Genomic DNA, 26,262 nt, shown 5'->3' with positions numbered 1-26,262 from the left:
CGTCAATGGCAGATGACTCGTGAACTAAAACTTAGAATGAGTGAATCTGCTTTGCCTGATTATACTTCCCAGTTGCAGGAATTAATGCAACGGGCGGGGGTTTCTAGCCTAGAAGAACTTAGTCAAAATGCTGGGGTTTCCCCGTTACAGATTATTCGACTGCGACGGGGACTTGCACTGCAAACCCCTGTGGGTGTTTTGCTGAAAATTAGCCATGGTTTAAAGATTTCCCTGACGGAACTCTTATCCGTGTTTGCTCCAGGTTCTGTCCCGGATGAAGAAAAAGCCTCTGAAGGGAATTTAGAACAGGAATATCAACGTTTACAAACCCAGATAGAACAACAACGCTCTGTGTTGCTCGATGAGTGGAAACAGGAAAGTCTGCACACCCTGGAGTCTTGGCTCTTGCAATGGCCAACGGTGGTGTATCGCGTTCAAGAAAATCCCCAACTCCCGGCGGTCAAATTATTACGTTTTGTAAGTCCGGTAGAACAGCTTATGGGAGAATGGGGAGTAGAAGCGATCGCACCTGTTGGGGCAGAAGTTCCCTATGAACCCCATCTCCATCAGCTTTTGGAGGGAACGGCTAAACCCGGAGAACCAGTGATTGTGCGATATACTGGATACCGATATGGAAGTAAACTGCTCTATCGCGCTAAGGTCAGTCCGGTATAGGCGTGTTTGAGTTAAACGGATGTATTTGGCATGGAGTTCAACTCAAAGCTATACTAACGGAGTCGAGCGAGTCTTATGGAGGGTTCAACCCTTAGAAAACTATGAGTTCTGATGTTAAAATTCTTAAACCTAACGGGATTTTGGATGGCACTAAAGCAAGTCAATTTCGGCAGGATATTGTTGCTTTAGTTGAAAAAGGAGCCAAGATCATATTAATTGACTTCCAAGATGTCACGTTTATGGATAGTTCTGGTTTGGGTGCATTGGTCTTAGCTTTGAAAGGAGTGAGAGCGGCTGGAAGTAAATTATTTGTTTGCTCTATTAATGAGCAAATTAAGATTTTATTTGAACTTACCAGCATGGATCGGGTATTCGAGATTTTTGAAAACCAAGAAAAATTTTTGGAAGTGATTATTCAATTGGGTCAATAAGTTAGGGTGAAAACGGGGGGTAATCTGAATTCAAACAGATTGGTGTTTCCCAATTTCACCCTCGGTTAAGTTTTACATTTCTGTCACAAGTCTGGACAGTAATTCTGGGCAAAAGGTTAATCAAAAGTTAATTTTAGTAAGGAGAAATCATCATCAAAAGGATTATCAGCGTTGTATTTTTTAACTGTATTTAAGACCAATTCTAAAGTGTTCGATTGTAAATGATTATATTCTGTTAAAATAGAGATAAATCCATCTAAACCCAACATTGTATTCTCCGGTTGTTGGATTTCATAAACTCCGTCACTAAAAATATAAAGATTACTGAATTCTGGAATATCGTGGGTTGCATCTATATATTCGGCTTCTAAAAACATTCCAACTGGCATTCCCCGGGTTTTTAACATTTCAATTTTGAGATTTTTGGGATCTTTGCCAGTTAACAAAATAGCTGGGGGATGACCAGCACTAGAATACAATAATTTTCGAGTTGAGAAATCATAAACCCCATACCAAATCGTAAAATATTTATCGTTTTGGTAGGTCATTTGAAAGGTGGTATTTAATGCTTTTAACCCACATTCCGCAGATATTTAAGCCAATTGAATTGCCAATTAAATTGGAATAAATAAAAGCCCAAATCATTATATGGCAATCATTTGGGCTATTTTCAATGTAGAATAATAATTAGAGTAGCTGAACAAATAAAAATATGAAAAACCCCCTAGAAGCGATAGAAATCGTGAATTTAGACCATTTAGGAATAGTAGCAGGCGTAATAGATGAGATGGAATTAGTAGAAGAAGTGAATAAAAAAGTGGGATTAAGAGGAAAAGAAGCCATAAGCCCAGGACAGGTAATGAAAGCAATGATTTTGAATGGATTAGGGTTTTTGAGCGCGCCGCTGTACCTATTCGAGAACTTTTTCGTAGGGAAAGCAACAGAACATTTAATAGGAGAAGGAGTAATAGCAGAGCAACTAAATGATGACAGAATCGGGAGAGCATTAGATAAATATTATGAAGTAGGAACAACAAATCTATTCACAGCAATAGCCCTAAAAGCCGCCCAAAAATTCCAAGTAGAAAAGGAAAGCGTACACCTAGATAGCAGTTCGATATCAGTAGAGGGAGAATACAAAAGTAAAGAAGAAGAAAATCAGGAAATAGAAGAAGAAATGAAAGCCATAAAAATAGTGCATGGATACTCAAGAGATAAAAGACCAGATCTGAAACAATTTATAATAGATATGGTAGTAAGCGGAGACGGAGATGTGCCATTATATCTAAAAATAGATGACGGAAACGCCGATGATAAAAGCGTATTTGTAGAAAGACTAAAAGAATTTAAAAAGCAATGGACATTTGAAGGAATATGTGTAGCAGACAGTGCATTATACACAGCAGAGAATATAGGAGCAATGGCAGGAATGAAATGGATAACAAGAGTACCATTAAGTATAAAAGAAGCGCAAAATAAGATTGTAGAGATAGAAGAGGAAGAATGGGAGCAGAGTCAAATAAAAGGATATAGAATAGCAACGAAATCAAGTGAGTACGCAAACATAAAACAAAGATGGTTAGTAGTAGAAAGTGAAGCCAGGAAAAAAGCAGCCCTAAAAAAAATATCAGAGCAAGTAGAAAAACAGTTAGAGAACGCCAAAGCATCACTGCGGAAGCTATTGAAACAAGAGTATGCTTGCATAGCGGATGCAGAGATTGGGATAAAAATGTTATCAGATTCGTGGAAATATCACGAAATAAAAGAAATAAAATGCACAGAAAAAGCCAGTAAAAAAAGCCAAAGTAAAACAGAAAAAGGGAATCAAGAAAAGACAATAGTTTATCAAGTAACAGGAGAGATAGAACCTAGAGAATCAGTGATAGAAGCGGAAAAAATCAAAGCCGGAAGATTTATATTAGCGACAAATATATTAGACAAGAAAGAGGTGAGTAATGAAAAGCTATTAGCCGAATACAAAGCGCAGCAAAGTAACGAGAGAGGATTTAGATTTTTAAAAGATCCGTTATTTTTCACAGCAAGTGTATTCGTGAAAAAACCAGAGAGAGTGGAAGCAATAGCGATGATAATGGGATTGTGCTTGTTAGTGTATAACCTAGCTCAAAGAAAATTGAGAAAACAATTAGAAACAGCCCAAGAAGGGGTAAGAAATCAGGTCAAGAAATTAACGAATAAACCGACGATGCGGTGGATATTTCAAATGTTCCAAGCGGTGCATTTAGTCAGGATAAATGGAGAAAACCAAGTGAGTAACTTAACCCAAGAACGTCAAGAAATATTGCAGCATTTAGGGAAAGATTGCTGTCAATACTATTTAATGATTCCTGGGGGATAAAGATTAAAAGAAAGGGGGAAATAGTTGTAAAAAATCTAAGTTATGAGTCAAGATGAGAACTCTTGGCTGAAAAGAATTTGGTGATAAAATACAAATATATTAAAAAAATGGAGTTCTATTTCTATTAAAAAATAGTAATTATTTATGTTTAGTTAAATAGCGGTAAACTAGCTATATAATTTGATAGTAAAGCCTCGGAAGTTCACCGAAAAATTGGAATAGGTTTCTATTTTTTAGAATTAGTGGAAAATTTGACCCCTATCTGCGGAATGTGGGTTTTAAAACGTTACTGGGTTGATAGTAATTAATATTAGGAATTGCCCTAGATCGGAGTAAATTCAGCACGGAAACCGAAGGGAGTGCTGCTTTTAAACCATGTCCTGATGTATCTAATAAATAAATTGATAAATGGTCAGAATCCAGCCAATAATAGTCAAAGGAGTCACCGCCTAATTGACGAGAAGGAATGAATTTGGTATCAATTCTAATCGGTTCCGTTAAAGGTTCAGGAAGGAGCGATCGCACATACTCAGCAGCTTCGGCGAGTTCAGCCTCAATTAATTGTTTTTGAGTTTGTAAATCCTGACTCAATTGATGTAATCTCAACCCAGCCCGAACTCTAGCATAGAGTTCATTCATTTCAATTGGTTTAGAAATAAAATCATCAGCCCCCGCATCTAACCCCGTAACTCGGTCAGAAACCGAACCCAAAGAAGTTAATAAAAAAAAACTGTGTTGTTGATAATTCTGGGGTGGCTTTAATTTGACGACAGACCTCAATCCCCGTCAGCCTGGGCATGATCCAATCACAAATAATTAATGCCGGACATAGCTGTTTAGCCTGTTCTACACCTTCTTCACCATTAGTTGCCACGCTGACATCATAACCCTGTTTCTTCAGCGTTCTTTTCAGAAGTTCTAAAATGGCAACATCATCATCGATAACCAGAATTTTAAACATGAGTGTTGAGGTAGGTCGGTACACCAGATGAGGGTAATCAAGGCCAAGTTAAGACTTTGCTCTTTTGATCTTTGAGTATAGTCTAATTGGAAGGTTGACTGAATTTGAGATTCAAGCAATTTAGCATGATGTTCAGTTAATAAAGAAGCATTTTACTTGATTTGGCACAACTGCGGTTCAACCCCACTGCAAAACTTTTTAAAAATGCAGTATAGACAAATATCGCCAACTATGGCTAGAATTATGGGAAGTCCATCCCTAAATACTGTTCAAGACTTAGGGAATCAGTCAAACTTATTGTGATTGAATAAGAGGGTTTAAAACCATTGCCATTACCCCAAATTACTCAACTTCAAGTTCCTTCTAGCCTAGATAGTCTAGCTAAGGTTTTGTCTTGGTTTGATCAACTGTATCAGTCCTTTATTCCTAAATCCGTTTGGCTACGCTGTCAGTTAGCTTTAGCGGAGGGATTTACCAATGCTGTTCGTCATGCTCACCAAGGACTTTCTTCTGATTTACAAATTGATTTAGAAGTTACTATTTTAGATCGACAAATTGAAATTCGGATCTGGGATTTTGGCGCACCTTTTGATTTAATGAAATACATCAAGGATATTCCCATGGATATTGATCACCATTCAGGAGGAGGAAGGGGTTTAAAATTAATGCGCGATATTGCGGACTATTTAAGTTATGATCACGGTGAAGATGGACGCAATTGTCTATTAATTATTAAGCAATTTTAAACTGATAACTGATCACGGGTAGAGACGCGCCATGGCACGTCTCTACTGATAACTGATTATGGGTTCTGGTTTTAATAAACCATGAAGAATTTGTGTGGGCGGGTTTTGATGGGGCCAGGCAAAGGCATGACGAAAGGCGGCTTGCTGACAGGCTTCTAATTGTTCAAACTCGATAATATCGAGGGTTAATAAATTCTCGTATTCAAAGGGTAAACGAACATTATGTAACCCGGCATTATCGGTACAAATAGCAATATCAACCCCGGCATCAAAACAGCGTTCAAAAACTATTTTTAACTGCTGAATATCCTTGAGGGTTCCAGTTTTAATATAGGTCGTGGGACAAACCTCTAAACATTGATTATTTTTGGCTAATTCCGGTAATAATTCGGGATGTAATAACGGAATTTGGATACCGTGACCAATTCGCATTAAATAGGGCAATAATTCAGGATAACAACCTTCCGGGGTTTCATATAAATGTCCGGTGGTTTTCAAGCCCAAGGATAGGGCATATTTATACAAATTAATAAATTCATCCAACCGTTGACCATAATGATTATCCCCTCCGGCGATATCAACAGCACAAACATATTGGGGCATTTGGGCAGCTAAATCAATAATAGCTCGGTTGACTTCAAAGGGAAGTCGGGTGTGCATACATAAAATTTGGCTAGTGATAATAGGAGTATCACTCAGTTGACTAGCTTTTCCCACCACCTCAACAATTTCAGCCATACAGTCAATTCTTTGGGACTGACTCAGATGTTCTGGAGTTCGTAAATAAGGAGTATAACGTAATTCTAAATAGGCTAAATTTTCAAAAGTATAAGCCCCGCGCATCAACCGATAAATAAAATAGGGGAGGGTTTCAACGGTCTGCACACTTTCAACCATAGTATGCAGTTCTAAATATTCATCTAAGGTATTGCGGGGCTTGGTATAAAAATCTTCAAACCCTTCATATTCTGCGAAACCTTGGGTAAACTGAGGGTTATGACGTTGGAAATACCGCCACAGAATGCGCGGTACAACTGAACCCCCTAAATGGCGATGTAACTCGGCGTGTAACGGCATAATAAACTGATGATGATATTGACTATTCACCATAGCACAGCCCTAAAAAAATATGGGGTCAAACCTAGTATTTTTATGAAGATTATTGTTTTTTAGGATAATCAACCAAAACCTATTTTTTTTGTTATAATGAAAGGCTGTATAAAAATGTAGCAAGTCTTCTAAACAGGTTGTAATCCTTTGAGAATTTCAACCATATATTTCAACCATATATTTCAACCATATATTTCAACCATATATTTCAACCATATATTTTAGCGAGCGAGGACGCTCGCACTACAGATTACTGTTTTTTTGCTGAAAAAACCGATAAGCTGTTGCTGCATCTAAATTAGTCATGCAGAAATCTTGAATCCTATGCAGTGCGAGCGTCCTCGCTCGCTGGAATATACAGTTTAAATGCAGTACAGCTTATCAAGATCAGCATCTTCAGTGGAGAGGTGCTATGCCGCGTCTCCACAAAAGATTTCACAAAACTTAATTTGACAGAGTGCCTGTAATCATAGATAATCAGGATTTGTGTAAACTGTCGGAGTGAAAACTCTCTTGGCTAACGTAGTTGTTATCGGTGCCCAGTGGGGCGATGAAGGAAAGGGCAAAATCACAGATCTGCTCAGTGGTTCAGCAGATGTAGTTGTCCGCTACCAAGGTGGCGTAAATGCAGGTCACACGGTTGTTGTGGACAATCAAACCTTCAAACTGCACTTGATTCCTTCAGGCATTTTATATCCCGATACCGAGTGCATTATCGGTTCAGGAACCGTAATTGATCCCAGAATTTTAATCGAAGAATTGGATCAACTGGAGTCTCTGAAGATTTCCACCAAAAATTTGATGATTTCCCAGACGGCCCATGTTACGATGCCCTACCATCGCCTCTTGGATCAAGCATCGGAACAACAACGGGGATCTCAAAAGATTGGGACAACGGGCAGGGGAATTGGCCCGACCTACGCCGATAAGTCTGAACGCACGGGAATTCGGATCATTGATTTGATGGAAACCGAGAGTTTGCCCGAACAATTGCGCTGGACGATTAGCAATAAAAACGTTATTCTCGAAAAACTCTATAATCTCCCGCCCCTTGACCCGGAAGCGGTGATTGAGGAATATCTGCAATATGCAGAACGCTTGCGTCCTCATGTCGTCGATGCGTCACTAAAAATCTACGCTGCGGTGCAGGATCGACGGAATATTTTATTTGAAGGGGCACAGGGAACACTGTTAGATTTGGATCATGGGACATATCCCTATGTCACATCTTCTAACCCCGTTGCTGGTGGTGCCTGTGTGGGTACGGGAGTTGGCCCGACAATGATTGATCGGGTAATTGGGGTGGCGAAAGCCTATACTACCCGGGTCGGTGAGGGGCCATTCCCGACGGAAATGGTGGATGGGATTGGCCAGATATTGTGCGATCGCGGTGCGGAATTCGGAACCACCACCGGACGTCAACGCCGTTGTGGTTGGTTTGATGCGGTGATTGGCCGTTATGCCGTCAGAATTAATGGTTTAGACTGTTTGGCCATTACTAAATTAGATGTTTTAGATGGCCTAGATGAAATTAAGGTTTGCATCGCCTACGATATTGATGGCGAACGGTGCGAACATTTCCCCAGTAGCGCCCGAACTTTTGCCCGGTGTGAACCCATTTATGAAACGGTTCCAGGTTGGAAAGAATCAACCGCCGACTGTCGGAAATTAGAAGATTTACCGCAAACAGCGTTAGATTATTTGAAATTTTTGGCGGAATTAATGAAAGTTCCGATCGCAATTGTTTCCCTAGGTGCGAGTCGAGATCAAACTATTATTGTTGAAGATCCGATTCACGGCCCGAAACGAGCGCTATTAGACGCAGATGGACAGCCAATCAAGGTCGGCGGTTAATATCTTCTCCCTGATTCCCTGGTTTCGGCCGGGGAATGCTTTTTTATAGTTTCTGCCTTAACATTAGGGTGTTAGAATCACCCCAAAAGTATTTCTAGGTAGAAAATATTATGAAATTTGTTGATGAATACCGGGATGGAAAACTCGCTCAAGATTATGCAAAAGCGATCGCATCAATCACCACAAAACCCTGGAAAATCATGGAGATTTGTGGAGGACAAACCCATTCTATTGTTAAATACGGAATTGATGAACTTCTCCCCTCAGAAATTACCTTAATTCATGGCCCTGGCTGTCCCGTTTGTGTCACCGATATTAATATTATTGATCAAGCTATTGCCCTCGCTTCCTTGCCTAATATTATTTTTTGTTCCTTTGGAGATATGTTAAGGGTTCCGGGGAGTGAAAAAGACCTATTAAGTGTTAAAGCTACCGGGGGAGATATCCGAATTATTTATAATCCCTTAGACTGTTTAAAAATTGCCCAACAAAACCCCACAAAACAGGTGATTTTCTTTGCCGTTGGCTTTGAAACTACCGCCCCAATTACCGCCATGGCAGTCTATCAAGCCCACCAACAAAATATTAATAACTTCTCCCTTTTAGTATCCCATGTTCTGGTGCCTCCGGCGATGGAAGCCCTCTTATCGAGTCCTAATTGTCAGGTGCAAGGGTTTTTAGCGGCGGGTCATGTTTGTACCGTGATGGGATATACGGAATATGAGCCTATTGTTGATAAATATAATATTCCAATTGTGGTAACTGGGTTTGAACCTATTGATATTTTACAAGGAATTTATTTATGTATTCAACAGATGGAAAAGGGAGAATATAAATTAGAAAATCAATATAATCGTTCTGTTCGTCAAGATGGGAATGAAACTGCTAAAACGATAATTAAAGAAGTCTTTGAAATTGTACCGCGTGAATGGCGAGGATTGGGAGAAATTCCCCAAAGTGGGTTAGGAATTAAACAAAAATATATTAATTTTGATGCTCAAAAACGGTTTAATTCTCAACAGTTAATTCCGGTTTCTTCCCCCTGCCAAGATTGTATTAGTGGTGAAATTCTCCAAGGGATTAAAAAACCCCAGGAATGTCCGGTTTTTGGAACCCGTTGCACTCCCGAACATCCGTTAGGGGCTCCAATGGTTTCTTCTGAAGGAGCTTGTGCTGCCTATTATCGCTATCGTCAACAAACCAAAATCCCCGTCCTTTAATGTTAAAATATGACGGGGTTAAGGGTATTCAAAGAATTGGTATGATTAGGAATAATGGAAGGGGACTGTAATCCAAGGTAAACAGACCCAAAATAGTAATATCCACACCCACCATCCCCAGGTTAAAGGAGCAGAATCTTCCATTAGAATTGCATCTATTCTTTCTTCTAAACGACTACTACGAATGGAACAACTAAAGGATAAATTGCCATAATCGGGAGATTCAAAAGGAGCTTTAGCAAGATATAATAGGGATTCTGCTAATACTAAAGCGTCAACTTGTTGGGTGGCGTAACGATCAGCCCGCATTTCCCTTAATAATAGTAATTCTTGCCAGAGTTGGTTGGTATTAGGAAGCCAAATGGTTAAAGTTTGTAGCCAGCCTAATGCAAAAAACCAAAAAGTATCTCGATAGTTTAAATGGGCTTGTTCATGGGCAATCACTGCTTCTAAATGGGTCTCATCTAAGAGGTTTAATAATCCTCTACTAACTACCAATTTCGGCTGCCAAAATCCAATTTGAGCGCTATAGGGAAAATCATCCTCTAAAATTCGTGCTGTTTTTCCCATCACAAGCTGTTGAGATAGGCGATGAATTCGGTATTGAGATTGCCACAATTGACCGATTAACTTAATAACCGTTAATATTCCCCAACCGATAAATCCCAAAGCCAGAATATAACTAAACCAACTGGCTTCGAGTCCCAACATTTCCCCTTTTGTTCCCATCCATAATACAGCCAAAGCGGTCATCAATAAAACCAAAGGCGGACAGACGAACAAAAATAGAGATTTTTGCCAGCGTTGATGCCAACTTCCCCCTTGAGGTAAGGGGATGAGTCGCAAACCGACCGCGCATCCTAGGGCGAATAAAATAATCATTAAGTGCATTATTGTTGTCCCTCCCGTTGGCGACGAATAGCATCAAGGCGTGAGGCAATAGCATCAATTTGATCTAAACTTGCAGTATCTAAACTATCAGCAAAAGAAGCAACTATATCGGGATTACCTATGGCTAAAAATCTATTTAAACGATCATAAGCTAAAATAGCCTGGGCTTGTTCACGGGTGAGTAAAGCTTGCCAATAAAAAGCCCGCTCCTGTTTATTGCAAGTTAACCAACCCTTATCTGTTAAACGACGCAATACTGTTGTTACTGAAGTATAAGCTAATTCTCGATTTGGGTCAGATAAAATCCGTTCATGGACGTCTTTAACCGTGGTTATACCCAATTCCCAGACTATTTCTAGGATTTCCGTTTCTAACGGGCCGAGGGAAAGTTGCCGAGGACGATAATTAGGCAAAGGAGCCATAGGAAATACATAAAAATAAGACTAATTATTTACTGTAACAGATTATTTGAACCAAAATCAAGTTTTCCTAATTTCTTAACTCAATGCAAAAAAACAGAAAACCTCCCAAAACTATAATTAATTAAAGAGCTTAAGAGGTTTAACTGTATTAAAATCCCAGGTTAATTTAGATTACTTTTTCCAGTCTTTATCCGCTTGAGCTAATACATAAGCGGCAACATCGGCAATTTGATTGTCTTTTAAACGACCTTTGAAGCTAGGCATGGCTGCTTTCCCATTTGTTACTTGGGTTATAATTGCCTGGAGATCATACATCCCATATTTTTCCAGATCCGATTTTTTCAAAGTTTTGCTCGCATTAATTAAGTTTCTCCCCCCGGCGTGACAAGATGCACAATTTGACGCAAATATTTTAGCTCCACTTGCTAAATCGGCGGCGAAGGCACTGGGAACAAAAGTTAAAATAGCGACGGTCATGACTAACAAAACTGAAATTATTTTTTTCATCGGTGTTCTCCTGTTAGGAAATTGAATCAATTATTCTATGGTGCAAAATGGGTTCCCCCTTGTCAAAAGACAGGCCGTCAAACTTGTCCCTCTCCAGGGGAAAAGCCATCGCTTGATTTTATGAATCTGGACTCGGAGAAATTTGTTTATTGTCTTCGATGTTAACTGTTTTAATGATTTGTTTAGCTTCTAAATCTTTAACTTGATTGGATTTTAACCCTTCTAACCACTTGACTAAAATTAGTTCGGCATCATCAAAAATTTGTTCTTTTTGTAATTCTATTCTTAATGTATCTACGAACTGTCGTGTCAAGCGTTTTTGTAACTGTATGGCGATAAAATCTGGAGGTTTGTTTTTTCCTGCTTCCAGGGATTTTTTAGGACTTTCTGAAATGGTAATTGCAATTTTTTTAACAAAACTATCAGCAACTTGTTGAGGCAAATGTCCAATAAAAGGAATTTTATTTAATCCTTTATAAATCGGAGACTGTTGAATCGAGTTAGTGACTTGATAGTGTAAGTAAGCCTCTAATTCAGGGCGAATGGTTGGTAAAACTTTAGCAATTGTAATTTCAACAATTTGGTTAGAAATTCCGGGGGGAGACTGGGATTCAAGTTCAATATCTTCTAAGGAAATAGATTGATAGGAAGAAGGAGGATTAACTAACTTTTTCAGGCTTCCTTGTTTAACAAAATCTTTGATTTTATCAACCCCTTGATTCACCAAAACTTGAACTAATTCCTGAGCAAAACTATAGATTATTTTTAATTTTAGGTAATCAATAGTTGGTTGTAAACTCGGAAAATTGGCTCGATTTAAGTGATAAATGGCTGAAATAAAACGTAAAAATAATAATTTAGGAATTAACAAAAATACATAATACCATAATTTTAAAATTGCCTCCCTTAGTGTTAGTTGGGGTTGGCGAGAACGAAGAACATAGATTTCCATTAAGAAGATTAAGAAAAACAGGCTGATCCAAGGTAAATCAATCAACCAAAATCGATTCACAAATTGACCATTTAAACTCAATTGTCGAAAATAGAATGACTCCATTAAACTTTGAATATCATTTTCAAAAAATTTGAGTTCTTTTTCCCATCCTTGTTTTTCTAAATTTTCCACACTCCAAAAGACATAAAAAGCCTGTCTGGAGGAGCGATCAGCCCAAATTAACTCCGGGGCTAAAAAATTTAATAGGTTAATTTTATATAAAAATTTTAGGGTAGGGGTCAGCCGAGTTGTCACCCTGGGATCTCGACTATAAATATGATCAATCATGCGATATTTAGCTTCGGTTAATGGCCCCAAATTATGTTCTAATTGTAAAAAATAAGTCCGATCAATAATCTTAGCACTTGATTCTCGTAGATCTTTGAGTAAAGTTTCGGCTTTCGGGGTATTTAACTCATTGTATTTTAAATAAACTTTTAATTCGGAAACTTTAACTAAATAACTTTGAGTCATACGATCGGGTTCAATCCCTTTAATAATATCATAGGTTAAACTGGGTTCATTAAATAAAATTAAAAATCTAATATTTTGATTAAAAAACTTTAACTCTTTTTGCCATTGTTTTTGATTGAAAAAATCAGGACTCCAGAAGGTTTCCAAGGCTTGCTGAAAATTATTAATTTTGACATGGTTCTGAAAGCGTTTTTGAATTTCTACTAAAGTTCCATAGGAATTTAAAACCCGAAATGGGGGATTTTCTATAAATATTTGTAAACTCGATTCACGAATATTTTTTAATGCTAACTTAACTTCTTTAGACTCAATTCCAAATTGATTAATTGTTTTTTCAAGTTGATCAACTTGCTGCAAATATTGATTTTTAGGTGTATTTTCAGATTGGGCTTGATGTTGACTCCATTGTAAATAAAATCGACGAAGTTTAATATAACTTAAATCAAAAACGACTAAACAAAAATTAGCCGTAACAATCAGAGCTAAAATTCTAGCGACGAGGAGAGATAAACCTGTACGTTGAGTAGAAATTGGGGGTTCAAATTTCGTCGTCATAATCACCTATAGCGGATAACTTTTAAACAGCTTAGTGATGCTTTTTTAGTTCATTAATTCCCAGTAATATAGTTGCGACAATCATTGGAAGTAGATAATAAATGGCACGATAGGCTAATAAAGATCCTAAAACATTAGCTGGATTTACTTGAGAAGAAACCAAGGTTAAAACCACAGTTTCAAAGACCCCTAAACCTCCTGGAATATTACTAACCATACTAGCCGTCATTGCTAATAAATAAATGCTAAAACAACTGAGATAAGAAGCGGTGCTACCTTCAGGTAATAATACATATAAAACCCCGGCGGCGGCTCCCCAATCTACGGAGGCAAAAGCAATTAAAGCCAGTGAAACACTGACGGTAGGAAAGTTTAATTCTAATTCTCCAAGTTTGACAGGTTTATGATTAAAACTTGCCCATAATAGATAGACTCCAATGATGAGAAGAAAGATGATTCCCACCGGACGAACTGAAACAAAGGGTAAATCTAAAATACTGGGAACCTTTAAGGGGGTCAACAGAAAAACTAATCCACAGACTCCCAATAATCCTAACCAAAATGTTAAGTTAGTAAAGGCAATTACCTGGGCAATTATACCTGGAGGAACACGCCATTTTGAATATAACCGATAACGAACGGCACTCCCTGTCAATAGGGACAAACCAACATTATTACTAATTGCATAACTGGTAAATGCACCGAGGGCGACTTTAACATAATTCAGGGGAAACCCGATATAAATAAACGCTAAAATATCATAAGCTGTGGTCATTAAATAACTGGTTGTCATTAGGGCAATTGCACCCAGCCTATTAATTTGAGGAATATTAGATAGACTAATCAAAACATCATCTATAGAATATTTTTCCAGCTTTTGGCTAATGGCCCAAATCGAGAGACAAAATAGAAAAAAGCCGAGAAGAGAAGGCACAATCTTACGCATTCGATTCATCTCGGAATTTAACCCTAAACTGTTGGACATTACTTAATTTCAGCTAAATAGTCTTGCAAATCTTGAACCCTTTGCTGAGTTACTTTTGCTAAACATTGGGTTAAAAATAAAGGTTCGGCTGTACCCCCTAAAACTTGACTCGATTCAAAACTACAGGTTTTGTCTCGAAAGGAAATCCAAGCTCTTTGGGCTTCAATTAACCGTTTTTTGCGTTCGGGAGATAATTGACCGATGAGTTTTTGGTAAGTTTGATTCAGCTTTTGATCCGCGATTTGATATTGATCAGAGGCACATTTTCGCATTTCTAAAGTATTGCCATCGGGCTTACACTGAACATTTTGGGCAATCAATGTTTCAGGTGTGGCTAAACTCAGATTTACAAAAGCCGTAAAGTTGGCAATTATAAATACCAGAAAACAAACTTGTAATGTTTTTCGCATAGAGTAAGAAAGAATGGATTTTTTAAGAAAAAAAGTGTTAAGTTAAGGCAATATTTCCTATAGGTATTAAAGGTAAAATTGCTTAAAGATTAAGCTTTTGCCGGTAGTTAGCCACCGATTGTACAATCCCAATGGCTATCCAATTACTCAGTAATGAAGATCGACCATAGCTTAAGAAAGGTAGAGGAATTCCGGTAACTGGTGCTATGCCAATATTCATCCCAATGTTAACAAACACCTGAAACAATAACATACAAAGGACTCCAATAGCAATTAAAGATCCAAAAGAATCCTTAGCAGTTTGGGCAATAATCACTAGACGTAAACAGATAAACCAAAAAATAGCTAATACTGCAATGCAACCGATCAAACCCAACTCCTCACCGATGGCGGAAAAGATAAAATCCGTATGTTGTTCAGGAATAAAATTCAATTGAGTTTGAGTCCCATGATTAAGTCCCCGTCCATATAATTGTCCCGCACCAATGGCAATTCGAGACTGAATTAAATGATAACCACTCCCCAAGGGATCTTGTTCAGGATTCAAAAACCCAATCAGTCGCATTTTTTGATAGTCTTGCAACACATTCCAGAGAATATGGCTTAACTCTCCGGCTCCTAAATTCACTAATAGAGCTAAAGGGCCAGTCAGCCATCGCCAAGGGAGACTCCACCAACCGACAAAACCCATTAATACAACCCAAACAATTCCCGCCGGAAGATAGACATTAAAAATAATTGCAGTGATCACTGGAGAAAGGAGCAAAATCAACCAACCAGGATGAATATTACCCCAATACATCATCCCTAAAGTAATCGCACCAAACACTAAAGAAGTTCCCAAGTTAGGTTCAATAAAAACCAGCCCCCAAGGAACAGCAGCGATCGCTAAAATCCGAATCATATCCCTCAAATTTGGATTTTTTAACTCTTGGAGTAGGGCTGCTAAAGTAATAATAATTCCGACCTTAGCAAACTCCGAGGGTTGGACATGAAAACCCGCAATATTAATCCATCGTTGCGCCCCTAATGCCGTTGTCCCAATAATTTGTACCGCAACCAACGATAAATTTGTGATTCCATAAATCACCCATTTCCACTGAATCAGACGTTCATAACGACAACGGGAAAAAATCAAAGCTAAAGTTAAACCAATCGCTCCCGTCACCCAATGTTGCCACCAATCAGTTAAACCTTGATTTAACTCCACACTGCGGATCATAATTCCTGCAAATACGGTGAGAAGAAGACAGGCTCCCATCAGCCACAAATCTACCTCAACCCAAGTATAAAACATTGAACTCCGGCGACTTCCCCATCGAATTTTTTGAAACATAGTTTTTAGTTAAAACGCCCTTAACTCATTTAATGGGTTCATACAGGTATTCAAAGCCATTTCCGTCAAGATCTCGCCCATAAAAGGAAGCCGTACCATCCCGATGTTCATGAATTGTTGTCACCGGAATCCCTTGAGCCTTTAAGCTATGATAGGCACTTTCCATCTCGGTGCGATCGCTAAATACAAAACCAAAGTGAGGGCCAGCTTGATCATAACCCGGACTCAGTAAAGCTAATCCATCCTCACCCGCTTTTAAATAAGCCCAGTCCGTATCCTTCCAAACCAAATCCATCCCTAAGTTTTGATAAAACGCTGCGGATGAGTCGATATCATTCACACAAATAGCAACATGGCCTAGACGTTTCAAGTTCATAATTAGATTGAAAAAATTAACGTTTCCCTAACTATATTCTAGGGAATATAACTAGATTTTGCAGGAGAAAGCCACCAGTTTACTCGGCCGATTTTTTGGGTGCAGAATTAGCTTCCGGTTTAGTTTCCAAAGCATTAGGAGAACCGGGTTTAACAGACTTAGCTGGAGCTATACTACTACCAGCTTGTTTTTGAATTTGATCTTTATAAACTGCTGGGGCTAAATCCACCGCTTTAGCGAATAAAGGTTCCGCTTCTCCCGCATTTCCCTGTTCTTTTAAAACTAGAGCTTTAGCAAAAACTGGACGAAAATCTTTCTCATCATTTTTGATCGCTTCATCATAAATAGCGATCGCCTCATCATAGCGTTTATCCTCTGCATAAACCTGTCCCAAAATTAACTGCACCGACATTTCATCAATCGTATTGGGTACAGTTTGATTCGCATTTGCAGCGGCTTTCAGGGTATCCTGTAATAATCCAATCGCCGCTTCTGGACGTTTTTGTTGTAGGAATAAATTTGCTAAACCTTGTAAGGCTTGAATATCTCCGGGTTGACTGGCTAAAACTGTACGATAAATTTGAGCCGATCCTTCTTGATCTCCGGTATAGGCTTTCGCCTGTGCCAATAAAACACTGTAGCGTGTATCTTCAGGGTGTTTTTTTGCCAGTTTCTCTAAAGGTTCAATCACATCCTTCATTTCGGCTTGCTTAAACCGAATTAGCTCTAACCTGGCTTGTAATAAACCCTTCAAAGCCGTTTCGTTATCGGGTTCTCGCTGCAATACTAACTCATAACCCCGGGCTTGTGCTTGTAAATCGGATTGTTTACCCGTTTGAGCCGATTGTGTGGGAGTGGGAGTCGGTTGTTGTTTCGACTGATTGTTCTGGACAATCCCACTAATCAGTGGCCCCATAGAAAATCCCACAAAGGCAATCACCGCTAAAACCAAAACTACACTAATCAACCCACGACGTTTATCTACCATGAAACTCAATCCTGTACATATTAGGCCAACTTCCTTGCAGCTAATATGTTAACAGAAACAGTGTCCACAAGTGCAGAGGTGAAAGCATAAATAACAAATTTTAGACGGATTTAAACTAGAAACCATCAACAATTCCCTAACTCTGTTCCTTCCAGACAAGCGCCATCTAAAACCACACCTAGAAATAAGGTTTGTTCCAGAATTGCACATAGTAAATTAGCCCGTTCTAAATTTGTTCCTCGCAACACCGCGCCGGATAAATTAGCTTCTTCTAAATCAGCTTGAGATAAATCTGCACCGGATAAATTAGTATTTCTTAAATCCGCTTGATATAAAATTCCTTGGGATAAATTAACACCGCGTAAATCTGCACCTCTTAAATCAATACCACTTAAATCCAAATTTCCACAGGTGGCTCCGGTTAAAAAAGCTCCAGCAAAACTCGCTTCTTTTACCTCAACATCGAATAGAATAGCCCCCCTTAAATCAGCATTTCTCAAGTCAGCCCCAGATAAATTAGCCCCGGATAAATCAGCCCCTCTTAAATTAGCTCGGAGTTGCGCTCCTTGTAAATTAGCCCCGGATAAATTAGCCCCAGATAAATTAGCCCCAGATAAATTAGCACCGGACAAATCAATACCGGACAAATCAATACCGGATAAATTCATATTAGTCAGGTCTTTAATATTTCCTTGTTTAATGGCATTAAAATCAACCGATAATGTGCGAGTCATAGTCATAATCAATGATGATTGAAACAACTTAAATTTTAGATTCTTTTTGAGGTTGAGATTTAGAAGTTAACTCCTCCTCTAACCAAATATTCGGTAATTGACTGGGTTGAGTTGGCAATTGCATCAACCCTATTTCCGTTAATTTTACAACGGTTTTTAAAGATTCAATTATGGCTGGATCAAACCGAGTTCCACTCAACTCCTGACATTTTTCTAGCGCTTCACTTAAACCCAAAGCCGGACGTTTACCACGGGGTTGAATAAAGGCTTGAAAATAAGCTACAACAGCTAAAATTCGGGATTTAATATCAATTTCTTCTCCTTTTAAACCATTGGGTTTGCCCGTGCCGTCCCAATGTTCTAAATAATAATACACGACATCCCGAACTTCCGATAATTCTGGCATAGATTCCAATAATCTAGCCCCAATTAATGTCCGTTCTGACCAAAACCTTTTCGTGGCATCATCCATTTCTTCCGGGGTTTGATTAAACACCTCATCCGGTGCTGATGCTAACCCAATTCTATATAATAATCCCGCTAACCGTAACCGCCTTAAAGTCACCGTAGGCAAATCTAAAATTTGACCAATGGTTTCTGATAAAGCTGCTACTTGTAAGGAAGCACAGGGGTTATCGTGATCTCGTTCATCCACCCGTTGTGCCATTCTTAAAAACGCCTGTAATTTATTGCCACTAATATTCCGGCTGACTCGTTTGGCTTGCCCTTCTAATTCCCATAATTCCCGGGTTTGGCGGTTAACGGTAATTAATTCTTGTTGAGAAGATTGTAAATAACTAACAATCCGAGAAACCACGCTGGTTAAATCAGGAATCTGGTGATAAGGTGTAGCTACAATTTGCTGATGTTGTGCCAATAAATTATCTGCTAATTCGGGATTATATGGTCGAAAACGCTCAATTAAAATTTCAGCAGCTTTCTGAACTAATTTCTGATCAAATGTCCATAATCCATAAAACTTTCGTTCAGTATCAATAGTGGGTTGACTATGAGCCGGATATTCTTCCAACATCAATTCATGGCACAATACCATAGTGGTATAGCTCGGAGCTAAAATAATTAAATTCCACTCCATCACTAAACTATCAGAAGGGTCTAAATTAATTAAAGAAACATTCTCTAATTGCCCGGTGCGATGGGTCAAAAATCCACTATCCGCAACGGCACTAATCACAACATGGCGACAAGATTGAACCATATCAAAATACCGTTCGGCTTCTTGAAGATACCATTTTCCCTCCTGAAATGTGACTAATACTAGAGGTTGTTGATCCGGTGTGGCATCACTATTTTGTAAAATGTGATCTTCGAGGGCATGACACAGGGCAACTAGGGTATTTTTGAAGTAGACACCGTAACTAGAAGGCAGTTGACCATCCCCAAGGGACGATTTAAGCTGATTGAGTGTGGATTCTGGATTCATTTGCAAACGCGAGTCCCGACTATTCCTTAAATCTTAACTGTTATGGGCAGAATTTCAGGGTCAATCATGAAAAATTTTCAATTTCTTGTCGAGATCGCCCCCAATCCAGGGTAGGATCAATCACCGTAAGATGTTATTGCTTTTGAAACCCAGTGATTTCCTTTGCCTTAATGTTTTAGGGAGAGTCGATTTATGACAATGCAACCAGATTTTTCATCTCTATCTGTTTCACAACCTGTGCCAATGTCCACAGGGACTACAACTTCCCTAGTGGGGGTTAATATTATTACGATTACCCAAAAAGATGTCAATAGAAAGGGTCAATATATTGGCACAAGTGGCCCAGATTATATTCAAGTCTCTCCGTTTCTTGCCCCGTTTAACTTTGCCATTTATGGTTTAGAGGAGCAGGATACCCTATCGGGAGGTGCTGGAGATGATAGTTTATTTGGAGGGAAAGGAAACGATTCTTTGATCGGTTTAAATGGCAATGATATTATTCAAGGAAATTTAGGTGCGGATTATATTAATAGCGGAGATGGGAATGATTCTGTTTATGGAGGACAGGGAAATGATACCCTTTTGGGCGGAGGAGGAAATGATTATCTGGCCGGAGATAAAGGGATAAATCAGTTAACCGGAGGATTTGGGATTGACAACTTTTCGGTTCGTGCTTTTCCTCCCGAAAATACAGGTTCTTCATCCAATTTTATTCCCACTAATGCAGATATAATTACGGATTTTACCCCCGGAGAAGATCTAATTATTGTTAGTGGAGTTCCTTCTTTTGCTCAGTTGCGTTTAACCTCCATTCCCCCAGAAGCTGTGCGAGGGGTATTTCCTAGTATTGAACGTACCCTTGGCGGTGGAACTTTAATTGAAGTTCAAGGCACAGGTCAAATTATTGGCTTTTTAGAAAATATTCAACCCCAACAATTATTAACATCTTCCTTTCTCTTTTTCCCGACTCCTTGAGGTTAGTTTATTCGTTTAAATATGAATTGTAGGTTTCTCCATCACTTAAGGGTAAAAAGATTTCAATGATGGTTCCTTGATTCTTCCCTGGACTAACTAATTGAATTCTACCTCCCATCATTTCGACTAAATTTTTTGAAATTGCTAATCCCAATCCGGTACTTCCTAGGGTGTGGAGTCGAGATTCATCTTCCACCACAAAGGGTTGAAATAGTTTTTCTTGAATGTGAGGTGAAATCCCAATTCCCGTATCCTTAATCGTAATCACAGCTATTTCTTCACTCTCTTGTGTTTGAGGATGATTACCATGACGAATTTCTGTACTAATTGAAATACTGCCTCGGTCTGTAAATTTAATGGCATTCCCAATAATATTAATGAAAATTTGCTTAAGTTTTGTGGGGTCAGCTTTGACATTAATTCGGTGGGAATAATCCTGTTTATAGAGTCGTAATCCTTTTTGACGAATATTAGAAAATTGTAGGTAAAGAGCGGCCGTTAAACACGCCTGTAAATCAATAGTTTTAATATCAAAAGAAATTCTACCTTCTTCAATTCGAGCTAAGTCTAAAACCTGATTAATTAACGTTAATAGATGCAGGGAAGAATCATGGGCTTGTTTTAAAAGCTCCAGTTCTTCATCTCGATCATCACATAAATCATCCAATAGGAGTTGTAAGGAACCAATAATCCCATTCATCGGAGTTCTTAACTCATGGGATGTTTGCCTCAGAAAATCATCTTTTCGATGATTCATCTCCTGCAAAACTTTATTTTTAGATTCAAGATTGCTATATTTTTCAACCGTTGTTTTCAGTTGTTTTCCTAGATCATGTTTTTCTAGTAAAAACCGTTCTTTCGTAGTTTGTAATAGTGCCTCTAAGGAAGCATTTTTTTGTTTTAACTGTTGCAGATTTTGATAATAAATTAACGCCATTAGAGAACTGAAAAAAGCCACTAATACGGAAACAATCGGTATCAATACTTTGGATACCGAAAAACTGTGAGCAAGATAAGCAATAACTCCCAATGCTATCAAAGCTATTATAGCAATTGGCACTCCTCGCTTTAGCTCCATTGATTGTCTGAGCTTTTGCCCCATATATTACACCCGTCAGTTGCTCCAAAGGTTAATTTTTAGCGATATAGCAGGGAACGCCGGATCAGGGAACAGCCCCCCAAACCCCCCGTGCACGGCCAGGGGGAAAACACTTTACCGTCTGGGTTCCAAGATCCGTCTGGTGTCTTAACTGCCTTGGCGGTTGCTATATTAAAACTTCCCCTCCTATGCTATCTTGCAAAGTTGATTTTGAAATCCCCCTTTTTTGCCAGGACGGAAATCTTAATCACTGAGTTTCAAATCAAAATTAAGCCCTGAAGGGCTTACTACAAGGAAAAACCTGGCTTCTTTTTTAAGAAACCAGGCTTTCAATTCATCAACTTAGACGCTTTAAAGCTAAAACTGAGGGCCGATTAATTAAACTGCCACAGCCGTTTTAGTAGTAGCACTCAATTCACCTTTAGCGTACTTAGCTGCAAACTCATCTAAAGTTTGAACTTTGATCTTATCTGCATTACCCGCAGAACCGAATTGATTATAACGATCCGCACAAACTTCCTTCATATATTTGATAGAAGGTTTCAGGAAGTGACGGGGATCAAAGTTAGAAGGATCTTTGAACGCGGCTTCCCGGAAGGCGGCGGTAATGGCTAAACGGTTGTCAGTATCAATATTAACTTTCCGAACACCGCTCTTAATTCCTTTTTGGATTTCTTCCACAGGAACCCCGTAGGTTTCAGGGATCTGACCGCCGTATTTGTTAATGATTTCTAACAAATTTTCAGGAACAGAAGAAGAACCGTGCATCACCAAATGAGTATTCGGTAAACGGCGGTGAATTTCTTCAATGCGGCTAATGGCCAGAATTTCACCAGTCGGTTTCCGTGTGAATTTGTAAGCTCCGTGACTGGTTCCAATAGCGATCGCTAAAGCGTCTACTTGGGTTCTTTCCACGAACTCAACGGCTTGGTCGGGGTCAGTTAACAGTTGTTCCATGGTTAACTTTCCTTCTGCACCGTGACCATCTTCTTTGTCACCTTGCATGGTTTCCAGGGAACCTAAACAACCCAGTTCACCTTCAACACTAACGCCAATGGAATGAGCCACTTTCACCACTTCCAGGGTGACAGCCACGTTATATTCAAAGCTGGCAGGGGTTTTACCATCGGCTTCCAGGGAACCATCCATCATCACGCTAGTAAAGCCATGACGCATGGCAGAATAGCAGGTAGCGGGAGAGTTGCCGTGATCTTGGTGCATGGCAATGGGGATGTGGGGATAGGTTTCCACCGCCGCTAAAATCAGGTGGCGTAGGAAGCTTTCGCCCGCATATTGACGAGCGCCGCGAGAAGCTTGCAAAATCACAGGGCTATTAGTTTCTTCCGCAGCCTGCATAATGGCTTGGATCTGCTCCATGTTATTCACATTGTATGCAGGAAGTCCATAATCGTTTTCAGCCGCATGATCTAGCAAAAGCCGCATGGGTACGAGCGCCATAAAATTGCCTCCTAAGTTGTTGTTTTGTAAATTGGTTCCGAGATCGTCCTATTAGGGTCGACGAGGGCTTTACAACCCTCACCTCCCATTCAAAACCGTGCTTGCGACTTTCACCGCACACGGCTCCTAGTCTAGTTGACTATTATCATCAGAGCATCCGGTTTTCCTTTTAAATTATAAGACCCATCGGTTGCCGTTTTAATATCGTGACAATGGCGATGTAATAATTGCAGATTTTTATATTCATCTTTTCCGCTTAATGTCGTAGGGATGATATGGTCGATTTCTGCAATATCTTCTGGGATAAAATATTGCCCGCAGAAGTTACATTTACCTTTCTGTTTTTTAAGCAGAGTTGCTATTCGTTTAGGTACATCATAAGACGTGCCTTTTCTTGTACTCCAATATGTCCAGTTTCCGTCATAAGGTGATGCTTCAGGTCTTACGGTTACATGACGGGTAATAGGTGTTTCTGCATGGGTAAGTAGTTTATGTCCATCTTGGGTTTCAAAACTCCATGCTCTATTTCCGTTTTTTCTGAAATACTGTTTCAGTTTCTTGTAACTTGCTTTTCTACATCTGCTAACTGTCCATGCTCTTAATCTTTGCCAGGTAATATGGTCTAATGAGGAAAATGTTTCTTTTGAAACAACTTTGGAATGGTAATTACACCATCCTCTTATGACCGGGTTTAGGCGTTTGATTAATGCGTATTGAGGTGCAGTTCTGTGGGTTTTAATCACTTCTTTGACTTTTTCCGCGTGAGCTTTAGTTGCCTTCTTACTAGGTTTAATTATGGTTTTAAACCCTAATATTTTGGGTTTTTGACTTCCGGTTTTACTTGAATGGTGTTTTCCCACTGGGTATTGTCGAAAGTTCCAGCCTAGAAAGTCGAATCCTGGTGCTACCTTTTCGCCTTTTACTTCAATTTCTTTCAGTGTGTGGCATATACGGGTTTTGGCTGGTTTCAGTTCCAACCCTACAGGTTTTAACCATTCTTCGATAGCAACCTGGCACTGTTGAATGACCTCTAATTGTGGACTAATAACCACAAAATCATCGGCATATCTGATGACTGTTGCGTAGTTTTTGTTGTTGCTCGTTTTCTTTGGGAACAAGCTCCTAACTAAACTCATCATTCCATCCAGTGCGATGTTAGCAAGTAGAGGACTAATGACCCCTCCTTGTGGAGTGCCTGTCTCTGTTGCGCTAAATATGCCGTTATCCATAACTCCAGCTTTTAACCATTGTCTGATTTGAGCTTTCATTGTTGATGGACAATCAATTTTGGACAGTAGGTATTCATGGTTGATCTGGTCAAAACATTTTGAGATGTCAGCATCTAAGATGTAATATTCACCTTTATTGATGCTTTGGAAGATTCTTGACATTGCGTCGTGGGTAGAGCGTCCGGGTCTGAACCCGTAGCTTTCACCTTCAAATCTGGCTTCCCATTGTGGTTCTAATGCAGATTTCACCAAGGCTTGTCTGACTCTATCGTTTATAGTTGGGATTCCTAGAGGACGTTCTTCTCCGTTGGGTTTGGGTATCCATTTCCTTCGGAGTGGTTTCGCCTTTTGGTATTTATTCAAGTTTCCGACAAGTTCTAATCGTTGTTTGGGTGTGATGGATTTAACACCATCTACCCCGGCTGTTTTCTTGCCTTGATTATCTTGAGTTACCCTTCTAACTGCTAAGAGTTTGGCGTAATATGACTTAACTAGAAGTTTTTGAAGTTTTCGAGCCTTTGCATTTTGTCCCGATAATGATGCCTGGTAAATTCGCTTTTGCAGCTTGAATACTTTTCTTTGAACTTTCGCCCAATTTATAGTATTCCATGCTTCCGTAGTCTTGAAACTCGTTTTCACCGTTTATACTGCTGTTAACAACCTTACCTAACAACTAAACCGGAATCTGTCTGCGTATCCTAAACATTACATTTAGGCATTGGCTTCTGACTCCATCTCTCGCCCTCATAACATACGCCTTAGATTTGTGGCTACCTAACAATATTCGACCTCTGTAGGGGTATATGAGGGGGTTTTAACGTTCCTTGAAAATGGGTTTATTGCCTTTAGAATCATCCTATCCGCCGGGGTACTTTTGGGAGTCTAAGTAAGTGTTCTACTCAAAACCTTACCTTTTATAGAAGTACATAAAAACTTCTATCTGTTCCCCTTGTTCTTTTGAACGCAGCGTGACAAGTCGTTTCGCTACTTAATGATTACGACGGTTCAAGTCGGATGTTCACTTACGTTATTCTTGAGCAATTGGCTAGAGAACTCCTTAGGCATTTGACTTACACCCGGTTTCCCGTTATACCCAGCTTCAGAGTTTTGATAATCAGTCTGGCTCTGTGGGTATTGCCTATATCTCTCAGGTACGGTAATCCGTACCGTTGACTCCGAGATTGACCTTCCTTTAAGGTCACATTTCCAAAGTTAAGACAGGCTTAATTGGATTTATTAGTGGATTTAACTCCATTTGCCAATTGTCTGAACCTATCTCCCTGCTTACGTTTCGGGGTTTAATCCTTGACTTTGGCACCGAACGTCTCGCACGGGTAGTTTCATTATAACTCCCCCTCACCTCCTAATTAGGATCAATTTTTCTTGTAACGGAGATGGTGGACTATTGCGCTTTAATTCTTCCACCCTAGCTCGACTTTCAGCAGTGCGACGATCAATTTCTTCTCTATGATCGTAATAATAAGTCATTGCTGCATGAACAGAGGCTAGAGGCAAATCATACTTACCCGCGATTTCTTCTATAGAAATCCCCATTTTGAGATACATTTCGGCGATGTATTCTACAGCAATTCGATGACCGGAAATGCACGGTTTACCACCAAGAACTCCAGGGGTGATTTCAATATGTTCTGTGATGACAGATTCCTTAGACATTATAGTAAAAGACTCTTAATAGTTAATGTTTAAGCTCTTTAATGTTAGCACAAACAAATGCAGCGCGATCGCCGCTAAAAATTTAACTATTCACCAATAGTATTAGCCGAACTCTAATTAATGAATAAATGTACTGGTATCGCTCCTTTTTTATTAGGGGCGATCACTCTTTATTTAGAAGATGCGATCGTTCTTATTTTCTTCATTCCCCGATTTCAAAACAACTTGCCCTCATTCTGGATATTTTCTGGAAGCATGAAGAAGCCGAATGATTTGTACAGTTTCCTCTTTTACTCGGTAAATGACAAGATAAGGTGTAAGCTGTTCAGCATCTAAATAGGGTATAATGAAAAACTAA

At 39.3% G+C, this 26,262-nt stretch carries 24 protein-coding genes and 2 pseudogenes; 7 read left to right on the top strand and 19 right to left on the bottom strand.

All coding sequences use genetic code 11. From position 1 onward, the window contains the following. Positions 1 to 12: 12 nt before the first annotated feature. Positions 13 to 675: a helix-turn-helix domain-containing protein gene (locus NMG86_RS07065; protein WP_244639572.1), complete on the top strand. Its 663-nt coding sequence runs from the start codon at positions 13 to 15 to the stop codon at positions 673 to 675. Positions 676 to 776: 101 nt separating this feature from the next. Beyond that, a complete protein-coding gene (locus tag NMG86_RS07060) occupies positions 777 to 1,106 on the top strand; it encodes an STAS domain-containing protein (protein WP_026797310.1) in 330 nt (109 codons plus the stop codon). Positions 1,107 to 1,222: 116 nt separating this feature from the next. Here the strand turns inward: NMG86_RS07060 and NMG86_RS07055 are convergent, their stop codons facing one another. After that, a complete protein-coding gene (locus NMG86_RS07055; protein ID WP_499103732.1) occupies positions 1,223 to 1,699 on the bottom strand; it encodes a PP2C family protein-serine/threonine phosphatase in 477 nt (158 codons plus the stop codon). A 119-nt stretch (positions 1,700 to 1,818) separates the two neighbouring features. Between NMG86_RS07055 and NMG86_RS07050 the strand changes: the two genes are divergently transcribed. Further along, entirely contained in the window at positions 1,819 to 3,462 is a 1,644-nt protein-coding gene (locus tag NMG86_RS07050; protein ID WP_026796751.1) for an IS1634 family transposase, read from the top strand. A 276-nt stretch (positions 3,463 to 3,738) separates the two neighbouring features. Here NMG86_RS07050 and NMG86_RS07045 read toward each other — a convergent pair. Further along, positions 3,739 to 4,423 (bottom strand): annotated as a pseudogene (locus NMG86_RS07045) (response regulator transcription factor); the annotation flags it as partial. Between the two features lie 326 nt (positions 4,424 to 4,749). On the opposite strand from NMG86_RS07045, the gene NMG86_RS07040 reads away from it, so the two are divergent. Next, positions 4,750 to 5,169 (top strand): ATP-binding protein, encoded by a 420-nt coding sequence (locus NMG86_RS07040; RefSeq protein WP_026787585.1) that lies wholly within the window; start codon positions 4,750 to 4,752, stop codon positions 5,167 to 5,169. Positions 5,170 to 5,211: 42 nt separating this feature from the next. Here the strand turns inward: NMG86_RS07040 and NMG86_RS07035 are convergent, their stop codons facing one another. Further along, positions 5,212 to 6,246 carry an amidohydrolase family protein gene (locus tag NMG86_RS07035; RefSeq protein WP_026787586.1) on the bottom strand — a complete coding sequence of 345 codons (1,035 nt, stop codon included), beginning with the start codon at positions 6,244 to 6,246 and terminating at the stop codon, positions 5,212 to 5,214. Positions 6,247 to 6,792: 546 nt separating this feature from the next. Between NMG86_RS07035 and NMG86_RS07030 the strand changes: the two genes are divergently transcribed. Both NMG86_RS07030 and hypD read left to right on the top strand, forming a co-directional pair. After that, the gene (locus tag NMG86_RS07030; protein WP_026797309.1) at positions 6,793 to 8,133 is read left to right on the top strand and encodes an adenylosuccinate synthase; all 1,341 of its coding nucleotides are present in this window, start codon (positions 6,793 to 6,795) and stop codon (positions 8,131 to 8,133) included. Between the two features lie 110 nt (positions 8,134 to 8,243). Then, entirely contained in the window at positions 8,244 to 9,353 is a 1,110-nt protein-coding gene (hypD, locus tag NMG86_RS07025; protein WP_026797308.1) for a hydrogenase formation protein HypD, read from the top strand. Between the two features lie 45 nt (positions 9,354 to 9,398). Here the strand turns inward: hypD and NMG86_RS07020 are convergent, their stop codons facing one another. The 11 genes from NMG86_RS07020 to NMG86_RS06970 form a co-directional block, all read right to left on the bottom strand. Next, positions 9,399 to 10,244, bottom strand: coding sequence for a M56 family metallopeptidase (locus tag NMG86_RS07020; protein WP_026797307.1), 846 nt, complete (start codon positions 10,242 to 10,244; stop codon positions 9,399 to 9,401). After that, positions 10,244 to 10,666, bottom strand: a complete 423-nt coding sequence (locus NMG86_RS07015; protein WP_026787590.1) for a BlaI/MecI/CopY family transcriptional regulator — start codon at positions 10,664 to 10,666, stop codon at positions 10,244 to 10,246. The genes NMG86_RS07020 and NMG86_RS07015 overlap by 1 nt, the downstream gene beginning before the upstream one ends. A 171-nt stretch (positions 10,667 to 10,837) precedes the next feature. Then, complete coding sequence (gene petJ / locus NMG86_RS07010; RefSeq protein ID WP_026787591.1) at positions 10,838 to 11,173, bottom strand: cytochrome c6 PetJ; 336 nt, start codon at positions 11,171 to 11,173, stop codon at positions 10,838 to 10,840. A 118-nt stretch (positions 11,174 to 11,291) separates the two neighbouring features. Continuing rightward, positions 11,292 to 13,196 carry a hypothetical protein gene (locus tag NMG86_RS07005; RefSeq protein ID WP_052338664.1) on the bottom strand — a complete coding sequence of 635 codons (1,905 nt, stop codon included), beginning with the start codon at positions 13,194 to 13,196 and terminating at the stop codon, positions 11,292 to 11,294. 31 nt (positions 13,197 to 13,227) lie between these two features. Beyond that, positions 13,228 to 14,181: a lysylphosphatidylglycerol synthase domain-containing protein gene (locus NMG86_RS07000; RefSeq protein WP_199918696.1), complete on the bottom strand. Its 954-nt coding sequence runs from the start codon at positions 14,179 to 14,181 to the stop codon at positions 13,228 to 13,230. Continuing rightward, a complete protein-coding gene (locus tag NMG86_RS06995) occupies positions 14,181 to 14,591 on the bottom strand; it encodes a lysozyme inhibitor LprI family protein (RefSeq protein ID WP_026797305.1) in 411 nt (136 codons plus the stop codon). The genes NMG86_RS07000 and NMG86_RS06995 overlap by 1 nt, the downstream gene beginning before the upstream one ends. Before the next feature lie 82 nt (positions 14,592 to 14,673). After that, on the bottom strand, positions 14,674 to 15,927 hold the full coding sequence (gene rodA, locus NMG86_RS06990) for a rod shape-determining protein RodA (protein ID WP_026797304.1): 1,254 nt from the start codon (positions 15,925 to 15,927) through the stop codon (positions 14,674 to 14,676). Between the two features lie 25 nt (positions 15,928 to 15,952). After that, complete coding sequence (locus NMG86_RS06985; protein WP_026787595.1) at positions 15,953 to 16,303, bottom strand: VOC family protein; 351 nt, start codon at positions 16,301 to 16,303, stop codon at positions 15,953 to 15,955. Between the two features lie 79 nt (positions 16,304 to 16,382). Further along, positions 16,383 to 17,291 (bottom strand): tetratricopeptide repeat protein, encoded by a 909-nt coding sequence (locus NMG86_RS06980; protein WP_026787596.1) that lies wholly within the window; start codon positions 17,289 to 17,291, stop codon positions 16,383 to 16,385. A gap of 125 nt (positions 17,292 to 17,416) precedes the next feature. Continuing rightward, on the bottom strand, positions 17,417 to 18,031 hold the full coding sequence (locus tag NMG86_RS06975; protein WP_026787597.1) for a pentapeptide repeat-containing protein: 615 nt from the start codon (positions 18,029 to 18,031) through the stop codon (positions 17,417 to 17,419). A 22-nt stretch (positions 18,032 to 18,053) separates the two neighbouring features. Then, positions 18,054 to 19,469 (bottom strand): HD domain-containing phosphohydrolase, encoded by a 1,416-nt coding sequence (locus NMG86_RS06970; RefSeq protein WP_026797303.1) that lies wholly within the window; start codon positions 19,467 to 19,469, stop codon positions 18,054 to 18,056. Between the two features lie 192 nt (positions 19,470 to 19,661). Between NMG86_RS06970 and NMG86_RS06965 the strand changes: the two genes are divergently transcribed. Continuing rightward, a complete protein-coding gene (locus NMG86_RS06965) occupies positions 19,662 to 20,444 on the top strand; it encodes a calcium-binding protein (protein WP_051319792.1) in 783 nt (260 codons plus the stop codon). 7 nt (positions 20,445 to 20,451) lie between these two features. On the opposite strand, the gene NMG86_RS06960 is transcribed toward NMG86_RS06965, so the two are convergent. The 5 genes and pseudogenes from NMG86_RS06960 to NMG86_RS06940 form a co-directional block, all read right to left on the bottom strand. Continuing rightward, positions 20,452 to 21,522, bottom strand: a complete 1,071-nt coding sequence (locus NMG86_RS06960) for a sensor histidine kinase (RefSeq protein ID WP_227358183.1) — start codon at positions 21,520 to 21,522, stop codon at positions 20,452 to 20,454. A gap of 399 nt (positions 21,523 to 21,921) precedes the next feature. After that, complete coding sequence (gene fba / locus NMG86_RS06955) at positions 21,922 to 23,001, bottom strand: class II fructose-bisphosphate aldolase (protein WP_026787600.1); 1,080 nt, start codon at positions 22,999 to 23,001, stop codon at positions 21,922 to 21,924. Positions 23,002 to 23,127: 126 nt separating this feature from the next. Continuing rightward, positions 23,128 to 24,869, bottom strand: a pseudogene (ltrA, locus tag NMG86_RS06950) (group II intron reverse transcriptase/maturase). Between the two features lie 717 nt (positions 24,870 to 25,586). Then, on the bottom strand, positions 25,587 to 25,904 hold the full coding sequence (locus NMG86_RS06945; protein ID WP_026797302.1) for a DUF433 domain-containing protein: 318 nt from the start codon (positions 25,902 to 25,904) through the stop codon (positions 25,587 to 25,589). Positions 25,905 to 26,135: 231 nt separating this feature from the next. Then, positions 26,136 to 26,249, bottom strand: coding sequence for a type II toxin-antitoxin system RelE/ParE family toxin (locus tag NMG86_RS06940; protein WP_280518000.1), 114 nt, complete (start codon positions 26,247 to 26,249; stop codon positions 26,136 to 26,138). Between the last annotated feature and the right edge of the window lie 13 nt (positions 26,250 to 26,262).

The organism is Planktothrix rubescens CCAP 1459/22 (assembly GCA_904830895.1).
Lineage (GTDB): Bacteria > Cyanobacteriota > Cyanobacteriia > Cyanobacteriales > Microcoleaceae > Planktothrix > Planktothrix agardhii.
This window is presented reverse-complemented; position numbering and strand designations above follow the sequence as displayed.

Bases quoted from the DNA above. Each gene is read 5' to 3' on its own strand.
- rodA (WP_026797304.1), bottom strand. From the start codon at position 15,927: ATGTTTCAAAAAATTCGATGGGGAAGTCGCCGGAGTTCAATGTTTTAT.
- NMG86_RS06960 (WP_227358183.1), bottom strand. From the start codon at position 21,522: ATGGAGCTAAAGCGAGGAGTGCCAATTGCTATAATAGCTTTGATAGCA.
- petJ (WP_026787591.1), bottom strand. From the start codon at position 11,173: ATGAAAAAAATAATTTCAGTTTTGTTAGTCATGACCGTCGCTATTTTA.
- NMG86_RS07015 (WP_026787590.1), bottom strand. From the start codon at position 10,666: ATGGCTCCTTTGCCTAATTATCGTCCTCGGCAACTTTCCCTCGGCCCG.
- NMG86_RS06970 (WP_026797303.1), bottom strand. From the start codon at position 19,469: ATGAATCCAGAATCCACACTCAATCAGCTTAAATCGTCCCTTGGGGAT.
- hypD (WP_026797308.1), top strand. From the start codon at position 8,244: ATGAAATTTGTTGATGAATACCGGGATGGAAAACTCGCTCAAGATTAT.
- NMG86_RS06980 (WP_026787596.1), bottom strand. From the start codon at position 17,291: ATGGTAGATAAACGTCGTGGGTTGATTAGTGTAGTTTTGGTTTTAGCG.
- NMG86_RS06945 (WP_026797302.1), bottom strand. From the start codon at position 25,904: ATGTCTAAGGAATCTGTCATCACAGAACATATTGAAATCACCCCTGGA.
- NMG86_RS06985 (WP_026787595.1), bottom strand. From the start codon at position 16,303: ATGAACTTGAAACGTCTAGGCCATGTTGCTATTTGTGTGAATGATATC.
- NMG86_RS06995 (WP_026797305.1), bottom strand. From the start codon at position 14,591: ATGCGAAAAACATTACAAGTTTGTTTTCTGGTATTTATAATTGCCAAC.
- NMG86_RS07020 (WP_026797307.1), bottom strand. From the start codon at position 10,244: ATGCACTTAATGATTATTTTATTCGCCCTAGGATGCGCGGTCGGTTTG.
- NMG86_RS07035 (WP_026787586.1), bottom strand. From the start codon at position 6,246: ATGCCGTTACACGCCGAGTTACATCGCCATTTAGGGGGTTCAGTTGTA.
- NMG86_RS07050 (WP_026796751.1), top strand. From the start codon at position 1,819: ATGAAAAACCCCCTAGAAGCGATAGAAATCGTGAATTTAGACCATTTA.
- NMG86_RS07065 (WP_244639572.1), top strand. From the start codon at position 13: ATGACTCGTGAACTAAAACTTAGAATGAGTGAATCTGCTTTGCCTGAT.
- NMG86_RS07000 (WP_199918696.1), bottom strand. From the start codon at position 14,181: ATGTCCAACAGTTTAGGGTTAAATTCCGAGATGAATCGAATGCGTAAG.
- NMG86_RS06965 (WP_051319792.1), top strand. From the start codon at position 19,662: ATGACAATGCAACCAGATTTTTCATCTCTATCTGTTTCACAACCTGTG.
- fba (WP_026787600.1), bottom strand. From the start codon at position 23,001: ATGGCGCTCGTACCCATGCGGCTTTTGCTAGATCATGCGGCTGAAAAC.
- NMG86_RS07060 (WP_026797310.1), top strand. From the start codon at position 777: ATGAGTTCTGATGTTAAAATTCTTAAACCTAACGGGATTTTGGATGGC.
- NMG86_RS06975 (WP_026787597.1), bottom strand. From the start codon at position 18,031: ATGACTATGACTCGCACATTATCGGTTGATTTTAATGCCATTAAACAA.
- NMG86_RS07005 (WP_052338664.1), bottom strand. From the start codon at position 13,196: ATGACGACGAAATTTGAACCCCCAATTTCTACTCAACGTACAGGTTTA.